The sequence below is a fragment of the Zunongwangia endophytica genome (assembly GCF_030409505.1).
In the GTDB taxonomy this organism is placed as follows: Bacteria; Bacteroidota; Bacteroidia; order Flavobacteriales; family Flavobacteriaceae; genus Zunongwangia; species Zunongwangia endophytica.
Genome location: NZ_JAUFPZ010000002.1, coordinates 2,431,871 through 2,448,983, shown reverse-complemented (window position 1 = coordinate 2,448,983; position 17,113 = coordinate 2,431,871). Strand labels below are relative to the sequence as shown.

15 protein-coding genes and 2 tRNA genes are annotated in these 17,113 nt (G+C 36.5%); 5 read left to right on the top strand and 12 right to left on the bottom strand.

Annotated elements, in window-relative coordinates; genetic code table 11:
• The first annotated feature begins 1 nt into the window (after position 1).
• The 5 genes from QWY91_RS10685 to QWY91_RS10665 all read left to right on the top strand — a co-directional run bounded on the left by QWY91_RS10685 (position 2) and on the right by QWY91_RS10665 (position 5,742).
• Positions 2–1,240 (top strand): ATP-binding cassette domain-containing protein, encoded by a 1,239-nt coding sequence (locus QWY91_RS10685; protein ID WP_290234782.1) that lies wholly within the window; start codon positions 2–4, stop codon positions 1,238–1,240.
• A gap of 268 nt (positions 1,241–1,508) precedes the next feature.
• Positions 1,509–4,109 carry a DNA mismatch repair protein MutS gene (gene mutS / locus QWY91_RS10680; RefSeq protein WP_290237087.1) on the top strand — a complete coding sequence of 867 codons (2,601 nt, stop codon included), beginning with the start codon at positions 1,509–1,511 and terminating at the stop codon, positions 4,107–4,109.
• A 90-nt stretch (positions 4,110–4,199) separates the two neighbouring features.
• Positions 4,200–4,272, top strand: a tRNA-Gly gene (locus QWY91_RS10675).
• Between the two features lie 18 nt (positions 4,273–4,290).
• A tRNA-Leu gene (locus tag QWY91_RS10670) sits at positions 4,291–4,376 on the top strand.
• Positions 4,377–4,434: 58 nt separating this feature from the next.
• A complete protein-coding gene (locus QWY91_RS10665) occupies positions 4,435–5,742 on the top strand; it encodes a tyrosine-type recombinase/integrase (protein ID WP_290234779.1) in 1,308 nt (435 codons plus the stop codon).
• A 1-nt stretch (position 5,743) separates the two neighbouring features.
• Here the strand turns inward: QWY91_RS10665 and QWY91_RS10660 are convergent, their stop codons facing one another.
• The 12 genes from QWY91_RS10660 to QWY91_RS10605 all read right to left on the bottom strand — a co-directional run bounded on the left by QWY91_RS10660 (position 5,744) and on the right by QWY91_RS10605 (position 17,101).
• Entirely contained in the window at positions 5,744–6,283 is a 540-nt protein-coding gene (locus QWY91_RS10660; RefSeq protein WP_290234776.1) for a hypothetical protein, read from the bottom strand.
• Complete coding sequence (locus QWY91_RS10655; RefSeq protein ID WP_290234773.1) at positions 6,261–7,007, bottom strand: ImmA/IrrE family metallo-endopeptidase; 747 nt, start codon at positions 7,005–7,007, stop codon at positions 6,261–6,263. The genes QWY91_RS10660 and QWY91_RS10655 overlap by 23 nt, the downstream gene beginning before the upstream one ends.
• Positions 7,000–7,341: a helix-turn-helix domain-containing protein gene (locus QWY91_RS10650; protein WP_290234771.1), complete on the bottom strand. Its 342-nt coding sequence runs from the start codon at positions 7,339–7,341 to the stop codon at positions 7,000–7,002. Before QWY91_RS10650 ends, QWY91_RS10655 begins: the two co-directional genes overlap by 8 nt.
• Before the next feature lie 111 nt (positions 7,342–7,452).
• Complete coding sequence (locus tag QWY91_RS10645; protein WP_290234768.1) at positions 7,453–9,237, bottom strand: hypothetical protein; 1,785 nt, start codon at positions 9,235–9,237, stop codon at positions 7,453–7,455.
• Positions 9,234–11,174 carry a BACON domain-containing protein gene (locus tag QWY91_RS10640; RefSeq protein ID WP_290234765.1) on the bottom strand — a complete coding sequence of 647 codons (1,941 nt, stop codon included), beginning with the start codon at positions 11,172–11,174 and terminating at the stop codon, positions 9,234–9,236. The genes QWY91_RS10645 and QWY91_RS10640 overlap by 4 nt, the downstream gene beginning before the upstream one ends.
• Before the next feature lie 2 nt (positions 11,175–11,176).
• Positions 11,177–13,693, bottom strand: coding sequence for a phage tail tape measure protein (locus QWY91_RS10635; RefSeq protein ID WP_290234763.1), 2,517 nt, complete (start codon positions 13,691–13,693; stop codon positions 11,177–11,179).
• Entirely contained in the window at positions 13,693–14,160 is a 468-nt protein-coding gene (locus tag QWY91_RS10630; RefSeq protein ID WP_290234760.1) for a hypothetical protein, read from the bottom strand. Before QWY91_RS10630 ends, QWY91_RS10635 begins: the two co-directional genes overlap by 1 nt.
• A 45-nt stretch (positions 14,161–14,205) precedes the next feature.
• A complete protein-coding gene (locus QWY91_RS10625) occupies positions 14,206–14,715 on the bottom strand; it encodes a hypothetical protein (RefSeq protein ID WP_290234758.1) in 510 nt (169 codons plus the stop codon).
• A complete protein-coding gene (locus QWY91_RS10620; protein WP_290234755.1) occupies positions 14,696–15,526 on the bottom strand; it encodes a hypothetical protein in 831 nt (276 codons plus the stop codon). The genes QWY91_RS10625 and QWY91_RS10620 overlap by 20 nt, the downstream gene beginning before the upstream one ends.
• A 92-nt stretch (positions 15,527–15,618) precedes the next feature.
• Positions 15,619–16,044, bottom strand: a complete 426-nt coding sequence (locus tag QWY91_RS10615) for a hypothetical protein (RefSeq protein ID WP_290234753.1) — start codon at positions 16,042–16,044, stop codon at positions 15,619–15,621.
• A 44-nt stretch (positions 16,045–16,088) separates the two neighbouring features.
• Positions 16,089–16,745: a glycoside hydrolase family 19 protein gene (locus QWY91_RS10610; protein WP_290234751.1), complete on the bottom strand. Its 657-nt coding sequence runs from the start codon at positions 16,743–16,745 to the stop codon at positions 16,089–16,091.
• A complete protein-coding gene (locus QWY91_RS10605; RefSeq protein WP_290234748.1) occupies positions 16,742–17,101 on the bottom strand; it encodes a hypothetical protein in 360 nt (119 codons plus the stop codon). Before QWY91_RS10605 ends, QWY91_RS10610 begins: the two co-directional genes overlap by 4 nt.
• Between the last annotated feature and the right edge of the window lie 12 nt (positions 17,102–17,113).

Genomic DNA, 17,113 nt, shown 5'->3' with positions numbered 1-17,113 from the left:
TATGACACATATTGCGATTTACGCAGAGAATTACCGAGCAGTTGCTAAACTTATCGCTGATATCAACAACGATAAAAAAGTAGCTGGTTTCGAGGAATTCCAGTATAAAAAAGGCTTAGAACATTCAGAAGCAGTTTTACAAAATTTTATAAAAGAAGACCAAAAACACGGAAATTCTATTTTAGTTAAAGAAGAAAATCGAAGTTTGCGCACATTTTCTAGTGGTGAAAAACGAAAAGCTTTATTAGAGTATTTGTTGAAAAAGGAACCGGATTATTTAATTTTAGACGATCCTTTCGATTGTTTAGATGTACAGTCGGTAGCAAGTTTTAAGCAGCGCTTAACCGAGTTAGAATCTGATTTTAGTATGCTGCAAATTTTCCGAAGAAAAGAAGATATTCTAGATTTTATAGATACCGTATTAACCTTTGATACAGAAGAGAATATTGTGCTGAAAGATAAAATTGATTTTAGCGAAAATGACAATCAATTTTTAGAGCAAGAAAGCACTATTCCGCCTGCTCCAAAAGTATTCGAGAATATTCCTGAAGTTTTACTGAGATTAGAAAACGTAACTGTTTCTTACAAAGAGCGGCGTATTTTAAATAATATCAGCTGGGAAGTGAAACGTGGTGAATTCTGGAAACTTACGGGGCCAAATGGTTCAGGTAAAACTACGATTTTAAGCATGGTTTATGGCGATAATCCTAAAGCTTACGGAGTCGATTTATTTCTCTTCGGAAATAAAAAAGGTAGTGGCGAATCGGTTTGGGATATCAAAAAGAAAATTGGCTATTTTTCCCCGGCAATTACAGAATTATTTAATCGAAGAAACACGGTTGAAGACATGGTAATTTCAGGTTTATTAGATAGCGTAGGTTTATATCAAAAACCGTCGGATAAACAAAAAGCTTTAGCACAGCAATGGCTCGAAACTTTAGGATTTCAGAATAAAGCCAAAAAAGTGTTTAACGATTTACCGAATCTCGAAAAGCGAATGATCCTAATTGCCAGGGCAATGATAAAACATCCACCATTATTAATTTTAGACGAGCCTTCTACAGGATTAGATGATAAAAGTGCTTTAAAAATAACAAATCTGATCAATCAAATAGCAGCGCAAAGCGAAACCGCAATTATTTATGTTTCTCACCGAAAAGAAAAAGGCCTACATCCCGATTTTGAATACGAGTTATTTCCTTCGGTAGGAGGATCGGAAGGAAAAGAGATTAGTGTTTAGTCGTTAGAATTTAGACATGAGATCGCTTCGCTTTTAGAAAATAGATTTAAAACTATTTTAAATTTTAAATGCTGAATTTTGATTTTAATATTAGCTGACTGCTCAAAGCTAATTCTTAAAACTCAATTCTCATATCTCACATCTAATCAAAAAAATGTGAATAAAAGCAGGCTTCAAATTTTCGGATAGCAAAGCGGTTTCTTTATTTTAGCCAATTCTAAATACTAAGATTTTGGCAGCAAAGAAAGAAGCAAAAGTGACTCCGTTAATGAAGCAATATTCGGCTATTAAAGCTAAATATCCCGATGCAATGTTGTTGTTTCGGGTGGGAGATTTCTACGAAACTTTTGGAGCAGATGCTGTTGTGGCTGCCCGAATTTTAAATATTGTACTTACAAAACGTAACAATGGTAGTGAGCGAAGTGAGCTTGCTGGTTTTCCGCATCATTCGCTAAATACGTATCTACCTAAATTAGTAAAAGCGGGACAACGGGTAGCGATTTGCGATCAGTTAGAAGATCCCAAAATGACTAAAAAGATCGTGAAGCGCGGCGTAACCGAATTGGTGACTCCCGGTGTTGCGCTAAGCGACGAGGTTTTAAATAGCAAATCGAATAACTTCCTATGTGCTATTCATTACGGAAAAAGAAATCTGGGGATATCCTTTTTGGATGTTTCAACAGGAGAATTTTTAACCGCGCAGGGAACTCAGGAATATATCGATAAGTTGCTTCAGAATTTTAGTCCGAGTGAAGTTTTAATTCAGAAGAAATATAAAAAGAATTTTGCATCAGATTTTGGGGAAGATTACCATATTTTCTACTTAGAAGATTGGGTTTTTAAAAACGATTTTGCTTCAGAAACTTTAAATAGTCATTTTGAAACTGCTTCTTTAAAAGGATTTGGGGTTTCGCATTTGGAAGAAGGTATTATTGCTTCCGGAGCGATTCTTCATTATCTAGCCGAAACTCAGCATAACAAACTGCAGCATATCACGGCGATTAGCCGAATTGCTGAAGAAGAATATGTTTGGATGGATCGATTTACCATCCGTAATCTGGAATTATATCACAGCAATGCTGCCAATGCGGTAACACTTTTAGATGTGATCGATAAGACGATTTCTCCAATGGGCGGGCGACTGCTTAAACGCTGGTTGGCGCTTCCTTTAAAGAATTCAGAAAAAATAAAAAAGCGTCACGAAGTTGTTGGTTATCTTTTAGAGCATCCCGAGATTTTATATAAAATCCAGGAACAGGTTAAAGAAATGAGCGATTTAGAACGCTTAATTTCAAAAGTAGCCACTGGAAAGGTAAGTCCGCGTGAAGTTATTCAGCTTAAAAATTCTTTAGAAGCCATTATTCCGGTAAAAGAGACCGCTTTAAACTGCGAGAATGAAGCTTTAAAAGTTATTGGTGATAATTTACATGCCTGCGAATTACTTCGGTCTAAAATAACCGAAAGTATTAATGAGGAGGCGCCGGTTTTAGTTCAGAAAGGGAATGTAATTGCTAAAGGTTTCCATAAAGAATTAGATGAGCTTCGCGATATTGCATTTTCCGGCAAGGATTATCTAAACAATATGTTGGAGCGCGAAAGTGCAGCAACCGGAATTTCTTCGTTAAAAATCGGTAACAATAATGTGTACGGTTATTATATAGAAGTTAGAAATACGCATAAAGATAAAGTGCCTGCTGAATGGGTTAGAAAGCAAACTTTAGTAAACGCTGAAAGATATATTACTGAAGAATTGAAAGAATACGAATCTAAAATTTTAGGAGCTGAAGAAAAGATACTTCAACTCGAACAGCAATTATTTTCGAAATTGGTGCTTTGGATGAATGATTATATTCAGCCAGTACAACAAAATGCGCAACTTATCGCGCAAATGGATTGTTTATGCTCTTTTGCGCAGCAAGCCAAAATAGAACAATATTGTAAGCCTGAAATAGAGGAAGGTTTTGAATTGCAAATCGAAGAAGGTCGCCATCCGGTAATCGAAAAACAGTTGCCAATTGGCGAATCTTATGTAACAAACAGTGTTTTCTTAGATCGCGAGGAGCAGCAGGTGATTATGATCACCGGGCCTAATATGAGTGGTAAGTCGGCTATTTTACGACAAACGGCTCTAATTGTACTAATGGCACAAATGGGGAGTTTTGTGCCCGCAAAAGCCGCAAATATTGGTTTGGTAGATAAAATTTTTACCAGGGTAGGAGCTAGCGATAATATTTCGATGGGAGAATCTACTTTTATGGTAGAAATGAATGAAACTGCAAATATTCTTAATAATATTTCTGAAAGGAGTTTAGTGCTTTTAGATGAAATTGGTCGTGGTACTAGTACTTACGATGGGATTTCTATTGCGTGGGCAATTAGCGAGTATTTACACGAACATCCATCACGTCCAAAAACGCTATTTGCGACGCATTATCATGAGTTAAATGAAATGTGTGATACATTTACCCGAATTAAAAATTATAACGTCTCTGTAAAGGAATTAAAGGACAACGTACTTTTCCTTCGAAAACTTATTCCAGGTGGTAGTGAACATAGCTTTGGGATTCATGTCGCTAAAATGGCAGGAATGCCGCAACAAGTTTTACACCGCGCGAATAAGATTCTAAAAAAGCTCGAGCAAAGCCATAATATGGAAGAAAGTGGAGATGTTTTAAAAAAATCTGCAGAAGAAGAAATGCAACTTAGTTTTTTTCATCTCGACGATCCATTATTAGAAGATTTGCGAGACGAATTGATAAGTATTGATATTGATACACTTACGCCGGTGGAGGCTTTAATGAAGCTGAATGAGATAAAGCGAATGCTATCGGTAAAACAAAAAAATAAGGCTGAAATCGTAAAAAAATAAAAAAAAGCTTGGTCGTTTTAAGAAATGTGCTAAATTTGCATCCGCAATAAGCAATTGCGCATCGGTTAAACCGAAAGTTCTTTTAAATACGCGAAAATAGCTCAGCTGGTAGAGCGCCACCTTGCCAAGGTGGAGGTCGCGGGTTCGAATCCCGTTTTTCGCTCAGTATATATAATATTATGCTCGGATGGTGGAATTGGTAGACACGTTGGACTTAAAATCCAATGAACAGCAACGTTCGTGCGGGTTCAAGTCCCGCTCCGAGTACAGAGAAAACCCCTGCAAACACAGGGGTTTTCGCGTTTTTAGACCCTTCGTTTTAGCTATGAAAAAGAAACTAAAAAACGAAAACGTCCCTAGAAACGTCCCTAGAAATACTACCATTTCTTTAGAGATTTCTATGAGTCAAAAGCGATATTCACAACCCAAACTTTATATTCCCAAGACTAACGGAAAACCAACTGTTGGTCCTGGTAAAAGATGGAATGTGAATTTCTACTGGCGTACTAATCCAGACGGACCTTTAGATCGAAAATTTACTTTCACTAAAAAAATAAATCGTTTAAAGACGGTCAAAGAAAGAAAGATTGCTGGTAAGCATTTAGTTTCTATTCTTACCACTGCTTTAGAGCGCGGATGGATCCCTGATAACGAAGAACGCAATAAGAAATCCAAAAAACGTGGACCACAAATGACGCTGGCCACTGCAATGGAATATGCTTATAAGATCAAATTGAAATCCGGAAAAAAGGAATCTACACTTAATGGTTACGACTTTCATAAAAATAGGTTTCTAGATTGGGCAAAAAGTAACGGCTACTATGGTTTAGATCCGGCACGCTTTAGTATCGATCATTTTTATGAATTCCTTGATTGGCTGCGGTTTGATTATGTAAATGAGCAAACAGGGAAAGAAGTTTCCGGCAGTTCGGTTAATAATCATAAGTCGAGTCTTTCTGCATTGTTTACCACGATGAAGAATGAACGGCATATTCCATATAATTTCATTAAGGATATTCCGAATGTAGAATCGGATCCTGTTAATAATAAAGCTTTTACCGTAGAAGAGCTCAAGGTGATCAGGGAGGAACTGGAGAAAACAGATCCGTATTTAATACACTATGTATCGTTTGTAATTTATTCACTATTAAGGCCTCTTGAAATTTGCCGACTGAAGGTTAAAGATATCAATACCAAAAACTGGTTACTCCAGGTCGAAACCAAAACTGATGATTTAAGTGTTCGGCGTGTTATCGAAAAATTGAAGCCGACCATCAAAGAAATGGAGCTCCAGAACAGCCTACCTTCTTACACTTTATTTACGAATCAAAATAAGCCTGCAGATTGGGATGTTTCCTTGAAAAGTAAAGCAGATCATTTTGGTAAAAGATTTAGAGAAGTAAAGACCAGATTGGGCTTTGGCAGGGAATACGGAATTTACAGCTGCAGACACACGGCGATTATGAACTTATATAATAGTCTTATTGATGAAGGATTGGGAGAGCAGGAAATTTTGTTTAAATTAATGCCTATCACTCAACATAAAAGTGTTGCAGGTATTAAGAATTATCTTAGAAAACATAAAAAATCGATCCCGCCAGATCACTCGAATATATTCACCTTGGAATTTTAATTTACAGGCTTTTTAAATAATCTTGAAGGTTTTTATAAGGAATTTTATGTTTGCCAACCAATTTATTTATAAAATTATTGCACTGATCTTCAGTCCATTTCCCTGTATGATAAGCTAAACCTATGAAATCAAAAGTTGTGAGAAATTGCATATTATGTAAGTTGCAGTAATTTTTTATATCTTTTAAATTACTGCTTGCAATTATATCATCGGAATATCTGCAGTATGCCATACATGCACTTTCACCAGCACCCCTTAACTGAACTGAAGTAATATGGGCATATTCTCTTATCATATCATAGTTTCTTCCAAAATTTATTAGACTAAAGAAACCAAGACTTTTTAAATTATCTAATGTTTTTTTGGTATTCCTATTGGCACATAATTCATCATGAACTTTTTCATGAATTACGCTATCATTAGGCATTATATTGAATAGATCTAACAACCTATCCCCAGTAATAAAGTGAATTATAACATCAGCATCAAATAAAATTAATTTTGAACTGTCTATCGAATCATATAGATCTTTGATCATCATCTAAGTATTTATTCGACAAAACATCAATACCAATTCTTCTCATTAAAGAATAATAATCACCTTCACTGATTTTTTCGGATTCAAGTAATTTGTTAGCTAAATCTCCATAATCACTTATTAACTCATTTTTAAAATTAGGCTTATATAATTCCTCGGAATAACCTCGCTTAATTGCACTGATGATTACTCCTGTTGAGAATTCACTGAGTTGTTTATTGTTTATCAGACCTAAACCTAATAACCTGTACAGCATCGCGATCCTAGAGACTTTGAAGTATTGTTCTAGGTTAACAATTGTATCCAAAGTTACATTTGAATAAATAATCTCTTCATTAGGGATTAGCGAAAAAACGCCTTGTTCAGGCATAAGCAGAAACGAAGCGAAACAATCAGCTTTAAATTCATTAATATCTTTACGATTAAATTTTCCGACTTGATACGTGGTCTCAATGTTAAAATCTTCTTGTATGAAAAGGTGGTAAAGTTCGTGACAAATAGTAAAGTTTTGTCTGCCTATGTTCTGAGAAGTATTTATTAGTATAAAAAGAGAATCAGACTTAATCGCCATTCCAGAAAAATTATTTGAAAGTGGCTTAAACAAGGTATTAACCTTTAATTTTCTAAGAAGATTATTTAGATCTAATGCAGAAAATGGACTAATACCATTAATATTTCTAAAATCATTAGCGTTTTTTTCAATTAAATTTTTGTTGATTTTAGCCACGATTCATTAATTGTTTCATTCGACCATAATTCTTCATTATTTCTTTGAAATCAGCTATTGATTTTAAATCTTCTTTTTCCAGATCATCGGCTCGGAATGCAAAATGAATATTGGTCTTTACTTTGGCTTCATTCTCTTCAAATAATTCTATTAATTCAACGCCAAATAGGTTGCAACATTTTTCTAAAATATCTAATGGGATATCTCTATCTCCATTTTCATAATAGCTTATAACTTCTCTTGAAGATAAATCAAGGTACTCAGCCATTTCGATTTGAGTTATACCCAATTTATTTCGTAAAAGTTTAAAATTACGTGCAATGATTTCTTTCATAATCGTATATGCTAATTTTCGCTCTTGAAAAGCGGTGCAAATATATATTTAAATATAATATTTTTGTTACATTTTTCAAAATTAAATTCCCGAATCAATATTTATGTAACATTAAAAGCTCTCACTCTCCACTTCAACCTTCATCACTTTCTCCGATTGATATTTTTTCGATAGCTTTTTGATTAAGTGTAGCTCGTTGTACTTATAGCTTAATTCCTTTAACTCGTAAATTTCCTGTGGGGAGCATTCAAAACTATCTTTAAAGCTTTTTGAGTGAATCCGAAACCATAACCAGTTTACCCAAAAATTATTTCCTACATTATCTAGTGATAAAGTTCGGCTAATATTTTCTGCACATGTTGGCAAGCCATTTACATTTACGCCATCATATAGACAAAAATCGAGATCGCTAGTTTCTTTTGGAGCTATGGCTGTGGTAACTCCTTTGTTTGGTTCTACCAATGCCGGTTGTAAATCTAATTCGATTTCAATTTCCTCGGTTCCTTCTTCGATCTGGTCTGAATATACCCGGCCGTTTTTGTTATAAAAATAAGTTTCTCCGTTCGCATAACTAATCTTATAAAAACGATTAGAATTATGCGTAAATTTCTTTTTAGGATCATCAAGATGAGAGTGGTCTCTAGATGTTCTTTCTAATACCGATTTTTGAGCGAAATTAATAATTACAAAGCGTTCCTGTATATCAATATCCAAATTAAGCCAGTTCTTAATCAAATTAATATATTCCCCGGCCGTCATATCTGGTACAAAATTAGCAAGGCTAAATGCCGTAGGGAATTGATTTAAGCGGCCTCCCTTAAAACTATATTCAAAGTTATTAAAATTTGCTATAGATTGATTTTGGTTTTCCAAAATCAGCTCTACAACAATTTTATCAAATTGTGTTTTTTCTTCTATAGTAATAGAAAATTTATCATCTAATTTTACTCGATTGCTTGTTGATCGCGCTTCTTTTAAAAGCGTTCGCTCGTTAGAAATTGAATCCTGGCGATATATATTAAATTCAAAATAACGTGCCTGTACAGGATCTAAACTTATAGAAAAATCAATTTCAAAACTCCCAATTTCGGTAGGGGATAATATTCGCTCGTATACGCTATACGATTTTAAATTTTCATTTTTCTGTCTGGATGGTTCCACAAACGACCAGCTTTGATATTCACTACCGCGAAATTTTTCAAGATAAGTTTCGGGTATATAGAGCGCACGTTTCAAATCTGGATGATCGATTGCTTTGCCAAAGACTGTTTTACCTTCTTGTGCAAAAATGAATCTTACAATTTCAAGAAGGTAGGGCATTGGTGCCATCACATTTTTGTTTAAATAACGCGTTTCCTCTCCGCTAGTATCTATTACATTCTCTACATAACCGTAATCTTTATAATTATTAATATACCCTTCAAAAGCCTCGTAATTATCATCCTCTGCGATTTTGGGTTTCCAAACCATAGGAAAATTAAATGCGGTATCTGGCCATTTTTTTCTGTTAGTAGATCTGGCATATTGTCGAAGATCTGGAGTTACGATTTGTGGCCAGGGCAAGTTTTTCAATTCTACATCATAAACAGTAAGATCTTCATCACCATAGGTGATTGTACACTCTATCCTATAACCTTCTATCTCGCCAATAAAAAGATTTGCTTTATAATGCCTGGTAGGAAGTATTAATCGACATGGTATCTGCACATCGATTTCGGTAACATTCTCTAAATGTGCCAGACCTAATTTTGCCAGTAATTCTGCGTCACCTTCTACAGTAAAGGGCAAAGAATAATTTTTATTTACACTATCTGTAAATAAATCACTCTCTTCATTAAGGCTAACTCCAAAACGACTAATATCGATTTGGAAGGTTTCTGTTTGTAGATAGATCATTTAGTAGCTAGATTGAATTTTAGATTAAAATTTCTGTTATGCCTCCTGGTTTCAGAAGTTACCAGGTTTCGAAAATCTCTTAGAACTTCCCAGCGCTTCTGGCCATGCTGAATCCAAACCCGCTTTGATCGAAGTATAGTGGCTAGATGTTGTACTTCTTCTTCGCTGTAGATATTCCCGGTACCAACTTCAAAATCCTGTGGCTCTTGTACTTCAACTATAGTGCTATATTCTTTACCGTCTCTATTACGTGTAGCTATGGTACTTTCTTCTTCATCGATAATTTTGAAGATGCCGTCGCAATTAAAAATTTCCGGACAATCCCATTCATTCAACCATATTAAGTGTGTTGTAGGTAAATCTGCTGGTTTAATTATTACTTGAATGGAGAGCTGCCCACATTTAATTTGAAAACTTTGTCCTGTAGAAAGTGAAAAATCACTGGCATTAAAAATAAAACTCTGTACTTTCCCGGTTACTGTTACCGGCAATAGACTTTGAATATCACCAGCTATTTCTATAACATCGATCATTTCTCCTGCTACCCATGAAAGTGCTAAAATTCCATCATTTGGAATTGTAAGAATCTCAGGTATGTAACAAAGGCTATTGCTTAACGGACGATTGCCATTAAGAAAAAGTATATTAGAATAATCGGCCCGTTCTTTTCTCAATTGTTGTCCCATTTGCTTATCAAATACCTTAAAGTCATAGCGAATAGGAATTACTGGTATATAATTTTGTGTATTGAGCGTTGGCAAGTTTTGAGGACGTAAAAGAGTTTCGGTTTCTTGGCCGATTATTATACTGGCGGTATTGCGAAAATACGGTGTCCGCCTTGTATATCTTTGTGTTTGAAGAGTTCCGGAGGTAATAAAATTTAAGTAGATCTCTGCATTTTGCTGTGCATTGCCAAGCTGTATTTTATTTCGATCTCCCGCATAATATAATTTACCTGATTCTAATCCTTGAGTAATCTGTTCTACAATGTCTAAAACGACATCTATAAATACAGAACCAAAATTAGAACCCTCAATTTCTATTACGGCATTATAGCTGCCTATTTCAAGTAACTCAGTATTTATTGTTGTTACTTCGATTTCTCTAACACCACTCATATTGTTTACCGGATTAACCTCTAACCAGGATACGCTCGTAGAAATTTGGGTATTCATCGAAGAATCTATTTGAAATCTTTGTGATAGTGATACTGTTTCCTGATAGTTTGCAGCGAAAGTGATAAGTTCTTTACTCGCATTGATATAATCCTGTCCTGTGCTTCCAAAAATATAGAGAAATGAAACTCCTTGTATCTGTACATCACCATCGCTTACCACGTAATTAGCCCGGTTTGTAGTAGTCGTAATTCCTGCCGGATCTGCCGTTACCGTGACCAAAGTATTTCCCTGGCCTGTTTCAGGGGAGAATCTAAGCCATTGTTGATCGGATACGATCTGCCAGTTTTTTTCGCTTGTTACACGAAGAAATTGAGATGCGGGTGGGTTCTGTCCTCGCCTATATTCAAATTTAAAACTTCTGTTATCGATATCTAATCGAGTACCTTCTAGAATCGTTAAATTTATCTGAAGTGTATATGTTAAAGGCCTACCTCCTAAGATTAAATTGCTGGAGACTGTTCCTCTTATTTTGATATCAGCGGAATAATTTCCCGGTGCCAGATTGTTAGCTATATTTTCATTTATAGCAATCTTATAATCGGATCTTCCTACTTTACCACTGTCTAATCTCCAAATCTCTTCGAGTATAACAAAGAGCCATTGAGGCGCATCCAGAATTTCTACATTATCCTCGACTGTGTACCGCCATAATAAGGCCACCATCTCATTTGGAATTACTCCCGAAAACTTTTTATACTTAATAGAAAGGCTTCTTGGGTTTAGTCCTAATTCGTAGCCTTCATGTGGGTTATCTGGCATTTCTATGAATTTTTAATTTTAGATTTACTTTTAATCTTATCTAGTTTTTTTTGGGCAGCCTGGCGTTTTTGTTCGGTTTCGTAGTCCCATGTCACAATTGCCTTTAGCGGTATTTCTAAACGTTCTAATAGACGATCAATCGCGGCGATAAAGGTGGTGGCATAGTCGGCACCAGTATTAACAGGGTTCGTTTCTTCTGGAGAAGTAGGACCGCCATTATAGAAAAGACCAAGTTTCTTTCTTCGTTTATTCTCAATATATTTCTCGATCTGCGGCATTTCGGGATCTTTCCTCACAATTTCAGGAATCACATATTCATTTTTATGTACATAACCTACAGGCTCATGGCCAGAATCATCGATAAACCCTAGACCACTATATCCAGTATGCCCGCCATTGAAGAATCCAGTTGTTTTTGCATCTTTTTTTGCTTTCGCAGCATTTCTAATAGCGCCCACAATACCAACAACCTGAGCTGCAAAACCAATTAATAAGGGTATGTTTTGAGGGAAACCTACTGCTGCAGTCTTTGCGGTACCAGCTGCAATATCTCCGGTCGCTTCGGCTGCTTTTAAGCTCATTTTAGATTGAAACAAACCGAGTTCAACCGCCATTTCTTTGGCTGCTATCAACTGTTTCGCGATTAATAATGCTTGTCCGATCTTCGTCTCCTGCCCTGCAATATTAATCGCTGCGTTTAAAGAGTCACTCCATAATTGCCTTTTTGCCTGGGCAATTTCTTCCTCTTTTTTTAGTTCCTTATTTTTCCACTTTTCATGGATGCCATTAATTGTAGCTTCGTGAGATTCTTTGATAGCTTGTTCAACTTTGGCTTTCTCCTCCTCAGTCATTTGTAGGAATTCCATTTCTTTTTGAAATTCCTCCAGCTTTTTCTCCCACGCCAGTTCTTCTTTTTCTAATTCCTGGGCAAGACGGATCTCTTCTTTTTCAGCTTCAGTTTCTGCTTTTTGAAGCTCCAGCTCATTTTCCAATTCTCGGCGCTTTTCATCGAAAGTGCGCATACGCTCTAGTTCCTTGGCTTCTTCTTCAGCTTTGGCTTCATCGATCTTTATCTGGTGCTCTGCCCGAATCTGATCAATTAGCTCCTGTTCAGCTCCTAATGCCTGCGCTTTTTCTAAGGCTCTTTTTTGTTCTAGTTCTGCTTGTTTAAGGGCAGAATCTGCCAGGCGATCTTCTTTTTTCTTATTGTATTCGGTTTCTAATTTTGCAAGTTCATCAAGTCTTTTCTGGTCTGCTTTAGCTAAGTCCTTAGAAGCTTTTAGTAATTCGTTATTAATCCTTAGCTCATCACGCATTAAATTTCTTCCGGCATCTGCTTTTTGCCTTCTTAGTTGATCTACTTTTGCAGTAAGCTCGGCTTCTTCGGTAAGATCTTCTTTAGTAGAATTTGAAAATTGATTTTCTTCTGCCTTAATCTGGCGCCGGATTTCAGCTGCTTTAATTTCTCGCTCGTAAAGATCGTCTTGAGCAGCTTTTGCCTCATTCAGTAATTTTTGGCGTTCTTCCGCAGAGAGGTTTTCTTCGTCCCTGGCTTTTCTTCTAGCTTCTGCAACTTGTGCTTCAACCTTGCCTTTATCAACAATTAACTGGCGTTCAATTTTATCAGCTTCAGCGGCCATGTCACTCAGCTCCATTTGGCGCTTCACTTCACTGGCCATTTCGTTGCCGTAATCATTTAATGCATCCTTAGCGCTATTAAAACCATCTACCGCTTTATCGCTAAAATTTTCTACTCCCGTTGTAATTTGTGTAACGGCATCGAATGCAACTTTTCCAGCTTCTTTAAAATTCCCGCTAAGCGCTAGATCAATTGCTTCTCCTAGTTTCGGGAAGAACTTAATTAAACCTGTAATTCGATTTTCTATATTCGTTTTTATGAAACTACCCAAAGCTTCGATGGTCTCTTTGGGATTCGAAAACACATCAACTATAATTTTCCCTAAAAAGGAAAGTAAATCGGTTAGGTTTCCCACAACCACGCCAGTAACCGCACTTACTTTATTCCAGGCATTCTGGCCTTCTTCGGAATCTCTAAAATATTGAGTTACGGCACCAATGGCGACTGCTAAACCAGCAAGCACCATCCCTAAAGGCGTGGCGATAAAAGCGACCGCTGCTTTAGTTGCTCCAATAATACTGGTTCGCATTCCTTTAAGTCCTTCTTGAACCATCATAAGGTCTCCAGTAACAATACCACCTGTTACCTGTCCAAAGGCCTCACCAAATTGATTAATTGCTTTTCGATTATTCTGAAGGGATTTTTCTCCTTCTTTGGTTTGGTTGATAAACTCACGTTGGCGCGTTTTCATGCCATCGTAAGTTTTCTCCATCTTAGCTAACTTCGCATTTTCCTCATTCCACTTCTTTGTTCCTTCTTCAAGATTTCGAACATAGCCACGCTGCGCTCGCAGTTCTTTACCTACAGAGTTCATCGTGGTTTTGACTTCTTTGTCATTTACACGAATAGCGAGGTTAAATACTTTAGTTTGTGCACCCATTATTTATCCTCTGTATTAAGTTGCAATACCAGGTTGGAGATTTTGGCCATTACATCGTCAGTTCTGGTTTCGCCAAGTGCATCGATTAGATAATCGAGTGCATCTGATTTTTTATAGATATCATCGAATAATTGAAATTGCGGAAGTTTAACCTGGTGCGGTTTTCTAAGCGTTTCACCTTTATGGTACCGCGAAGCTCTTAGGTAAACATTACCGCCTTCACGAACACCTGCAGCACCATAATGGAGCATAAAACCTACTTTGCTCGAAGTAAAGTTTAAACCAAGTAGTCGATGCGTACCCATTTTAGCAGTAATCCTGGTAGCTTCAAGAATAGGAACCGTATTAGCATCACCCTTATTATGAATATTAAGCTTGCTCTTTAGGATGGAGTGAACATAGTTCTCGGCTATCCTTGCAGCACGTTTTCCAATTGCTTTTTCTTTTGATTTTATATCTCCTGGCATAATTCAAAATTGGCAGCTATAGGGCCGTTAAAAAAGGACAGCGATTTAAGGGCAGGCAATGCTAAGATCTTCCCAATCTTCAGGATTCACTTTCAAAGGTTCGTTACCTTCAAAAGTGCCTTGAAATCTATATCCGTATAGTTGTTCGTTAAAGACAGGTCCATATTGTTTCCAGCTTACGGTTGAAGTTTTGAATTTGTTGTAAAGAATAGAATTGGGTTTCTTAGATTCTAAACGCATACGTGCGATGATCTTAAGACCTATACGCTCACATTCATCCAGCATATCGTTTTGTGCTTCAAAGTTACCACGTTGTGGATTTTGCCAAATCGTGAATGCGAAGAACCGACCAATAATACTATTTTCAGGAATAGATTTAGAGCCATCACCTTCTGGAGATTCCACGCTCATTGCCGGAAAGTTTATCCCGGTTCTAAAAGCACCGAAAAGTTCCTCCAGATCCATCCTGAAAAATGATTTTTCCGGAAAATCCTTTAATTGAAGATTTATATTTTCAAAATAATCAACAGTGATTTTATGGGTTAGTTCTGGCATTTTTCTTTGCTTTTTTATCGTTTACTAATTCATTTTCGTAGGTGCTTAAAAACTTGTGCATGTTCATGCGCTCGGTTTGCTCGAGCTTAGATGGATCAAAATTTATTTTGAAGTTGAGCAGCTGACCGAAAGGAGTGTATTGGGGCTTTTGCTGAATTTTAGTATTCTTCGTTTCCTTTGGGGATTTCGGGAATGTATTAGGATATAATTTTACCATTTGATTTCGACAGCCTTCAAAAGTATAAGCAATGGCCAGTTTTTTTTCGTCGGAAACATTTAGCCACTTTGTAAGAGATTTTTCTAAAATGATTTTATTAAATGGTCGCCTAATGTCGTAATCTGGATTTTGAGATCCGGCAGCTCGGTAGAGCGTTGCACAAATCAAATCGAGATATCTCGCATCGTTTTTTAATCTCCAGTTAAAAAACAATGCATCTACAAAGCTGAACTCTTCCATCGATAGGTTTTGTATCCTATTTGCCGGAGGGTGGTGCACTTCATTACCAATCTCGAAAGCTGAGGGAAATACAGTCCTATTGTTTTCCTTATTTATAAATGCAACATGATCTGCATATTCCTCCGGAGGAATTTGCACCAGGGCAATATATTGTACCAGGAAATTATTGGAGCTAAGCAGTATTTTACAAATTCTCGAGTAAAGCCTATTTATCGCTGTGTTAGCCTTTTTAGGATAAAGCTCATAGAATTTTCTAAAATGCTCTATGACCACAGCAATTTTACCCAGCTGCTTTTCGCTTAGTTCGTTCCAGAATTTTGGAAGCTTCACAATTAATGAAATGTTGATCCCCATGCTTATATTTTAGGCTAAATTCGATAGCTAGAAACCTTAAAAAAAGGACAGCAAAATTGCTGTCCTTTCAAAGCATGGATATTTTGAGAAAATTAGGGTTTGGGAGTTTTTGTTTTGAAGTAAAGGGATATCAAAATAATTGACAAGATGATCCCAAAAATAAGTCCAATATTTAATCCCCAGCTTGGAGACTGTCGATCGGTTGATTTTCCTTTTTCAGAGGAACCTTTTTCTTTTTCTGATTTAGATTGATCTAATTTTTCAGTTTTCTTATCGGTCACCGATTGAGCATTTTCAGTTTCTTTATTTTTGCTTAGTGATACATTTGCGTTGGTAGAATTAAGAGTGTCATTACCATAAATAACCTGCATTGGTTTATTGGGATCTTCAGGTTTTAGATTGAGATCCCAATTTTCCGAAATTCGAAGGATATCACTTTTTATTTTTTCAGTTTGCAGTTCCTGGATATCATTTTGACGTAGTTCAGAAACTGACTCCAGTTTTTTGTGCGTTTCCACTTTTCTCGAACTACATCCAAATAGCGATATGACAATTATTAAAATTAAGCAGCGCGTAACCATCCTTCGAAATTTATAGTTTTATTAATACGATCCTGAAGCCCATGATATCCTCCATTCACTCGTTTGGTAAGATTTTTAATAGCTACTCGATTTGTTTTCTTCGCAATACTCCAGAGATTATTACTTTCGAAATACCATAATGCACTTTCAAAATAATATTTAGTAACCACGAGATCTGGATTGCACATGATTTCCTGATCATTCATCGCAGCAGCGAATAATTGGTAATTTCTTCTACCGGTTAATTGCAGAGGACCACGCCCACGAAATAGCCAGCCATCTCCAGAAGCTTCATCACCATTTCCATTTTGGTTGGCGTAAACGAAATTTGCAATTTGCTGCGGTTTTCTTTCCAGGATCCTGGCCACTTGTTTTTCTTCGTCAGAAAGGATCCGGTTTCGATCGGTATCAAAATCGTGGGAGAAGATCTGCAATAATCTTTCGTAAGAATAATTTAAGTTTTCAAACTGGCGCTTAAAATAATTTGATTCATGCGCACATTGCCCAGCGAAATTAGCTGTTTGCTCAATGCTCAATGAAAATGCAAAACGCATTGCTTTAATCGTCAATGGCCCAAAATCATTATCTGGATCTAAGCATTGCGAATTCTGAAATTTCTGAAGGGGAGTTAAGTTCATGGTGCAGGTGTAGTATTTGAGGAATTTTGTGACTTCTGTAAGTTTCTATATTCAAATTCCTTGAGGATCTTAGCAGGCATTTCTTCGAGTCTTCTGGTGGTATCTTGATGATATACCTTATTCTGATCGGCCATCTTCTCAGTAACTTCAACGATTTTTCGATTAGTCTCATTTTGATCCCCTGATATTTTCATAAAGGCTTCTCCAAAATGATCGGCCCGCTTCCTATCTTGTTTGCTATAGTCATGAACAACCTTGAAGAGATAGCCAACAGCTATGATAAGCGTAAGGATTATAAGTCCGGGCAGGCCATATTCGGAAAATTTAGAAAGAGATTCTGTTTGAAGAGCTAGCATAAATTATTTTTA

What these genes read in the sequence shown, in the direction of transcription:
- QWY91_RS10685 (WP_290234782.1), top strand. Translation starts at nt 2, where the DNA reads ATGACACATATTGCGATTTACGCAGAGAATTACCGAGCAGTTGCTAAA.
- mutS (WP_290237087.1), top strand. Translation starts at nt 1,509, where the DNA reads ATGAAGCAATATTCGGCTATTAAAGCTAAATATCCCGATGCAATGTTG.
- QWY91_RS10665 (WP_290234779.1), top strand. Translation starts at nt 4,435, where the DNA reads ATGAAAAAGAAACTAAAAAACGAAAACGTCCCTAGAAACGTCCCTAGA.
- QWY91_RS10660 (WP_290234776.1), bottom strand. Translation starts at nt 6,283, where the DNA reads ATGATGATCAAAGATCTATATGATTCGATAGACAGTTCAAAATTAATT.
- QWY91_RS10650 (WP_290234771.1), bottom strand. Translation starts at nt 7,341, where the DNA reads ATGAAAGAAATCATTGCACGTAATTTTAAACTTTTACGAAATAAATTG.
- QWY91_RS10645 (WP_290234768.1), bottom strand. Translation starts at nt 9,237, where the DNA reads ATGATCTATCTACAAACAGAAACCTTCCAAATCGATATTAGTCGTTTT.
- QWY91_RS10640 (WP_290234765.1), bottom strand. Translation starts at nt 11,174, where the DNA reads ATGCCAGATAACCCACATGAAGGCTACGAATTAGGACTAAACCCAAGA.
- QWY91_RS10635 (WP_290234763.1), bottom strand. Translation starts at nt 13,693, where the DNA reads ATGGGTGCACAAACTAAAGTATTTAACCTCGCTATTCGTGTAAATGAC.
- QWY91_RS10630 (WP_290234760.1), bottom strand. Translation starts at nt 14,160, where the DNA reads ATGCCAGGAGATATAAAATCAAAAGAAAAAGCAATTGGAAAACGTGCT.
- QWY91_RS10625 (WP_290234758.1), bottom strand. Translation starts at nt 14,715, where the DNA reads ATGCCAGAACTAACCCATAAAATCACTGTTGATTATTTTGAAAATATA.
- QWY91_RS10620 (WP_290234755.1), bottom strand. Translation starts at nt 15,526, where the DNA reads ATGGGGATCAACATTTCATTAATTGTGAAGCTTCCAAAATTCTGGAAC.
- QWY91_RS10610 (WP_290234751.1), bottom strand. Translation starts at nt 16,745, where the DNA reads ATGAACTTAACTCCCCTTCAGAAATTTCAGAATTCGCAATGCTTAGAT.
- QWY91_RS10605 (WP_290234748.1), bottom strand. Translation starts at nt 17,101, where the DNA reads ATGCTAGCTCTTCAAACAGAATCTCTTTCTAAATTTTCCGAATATGGC.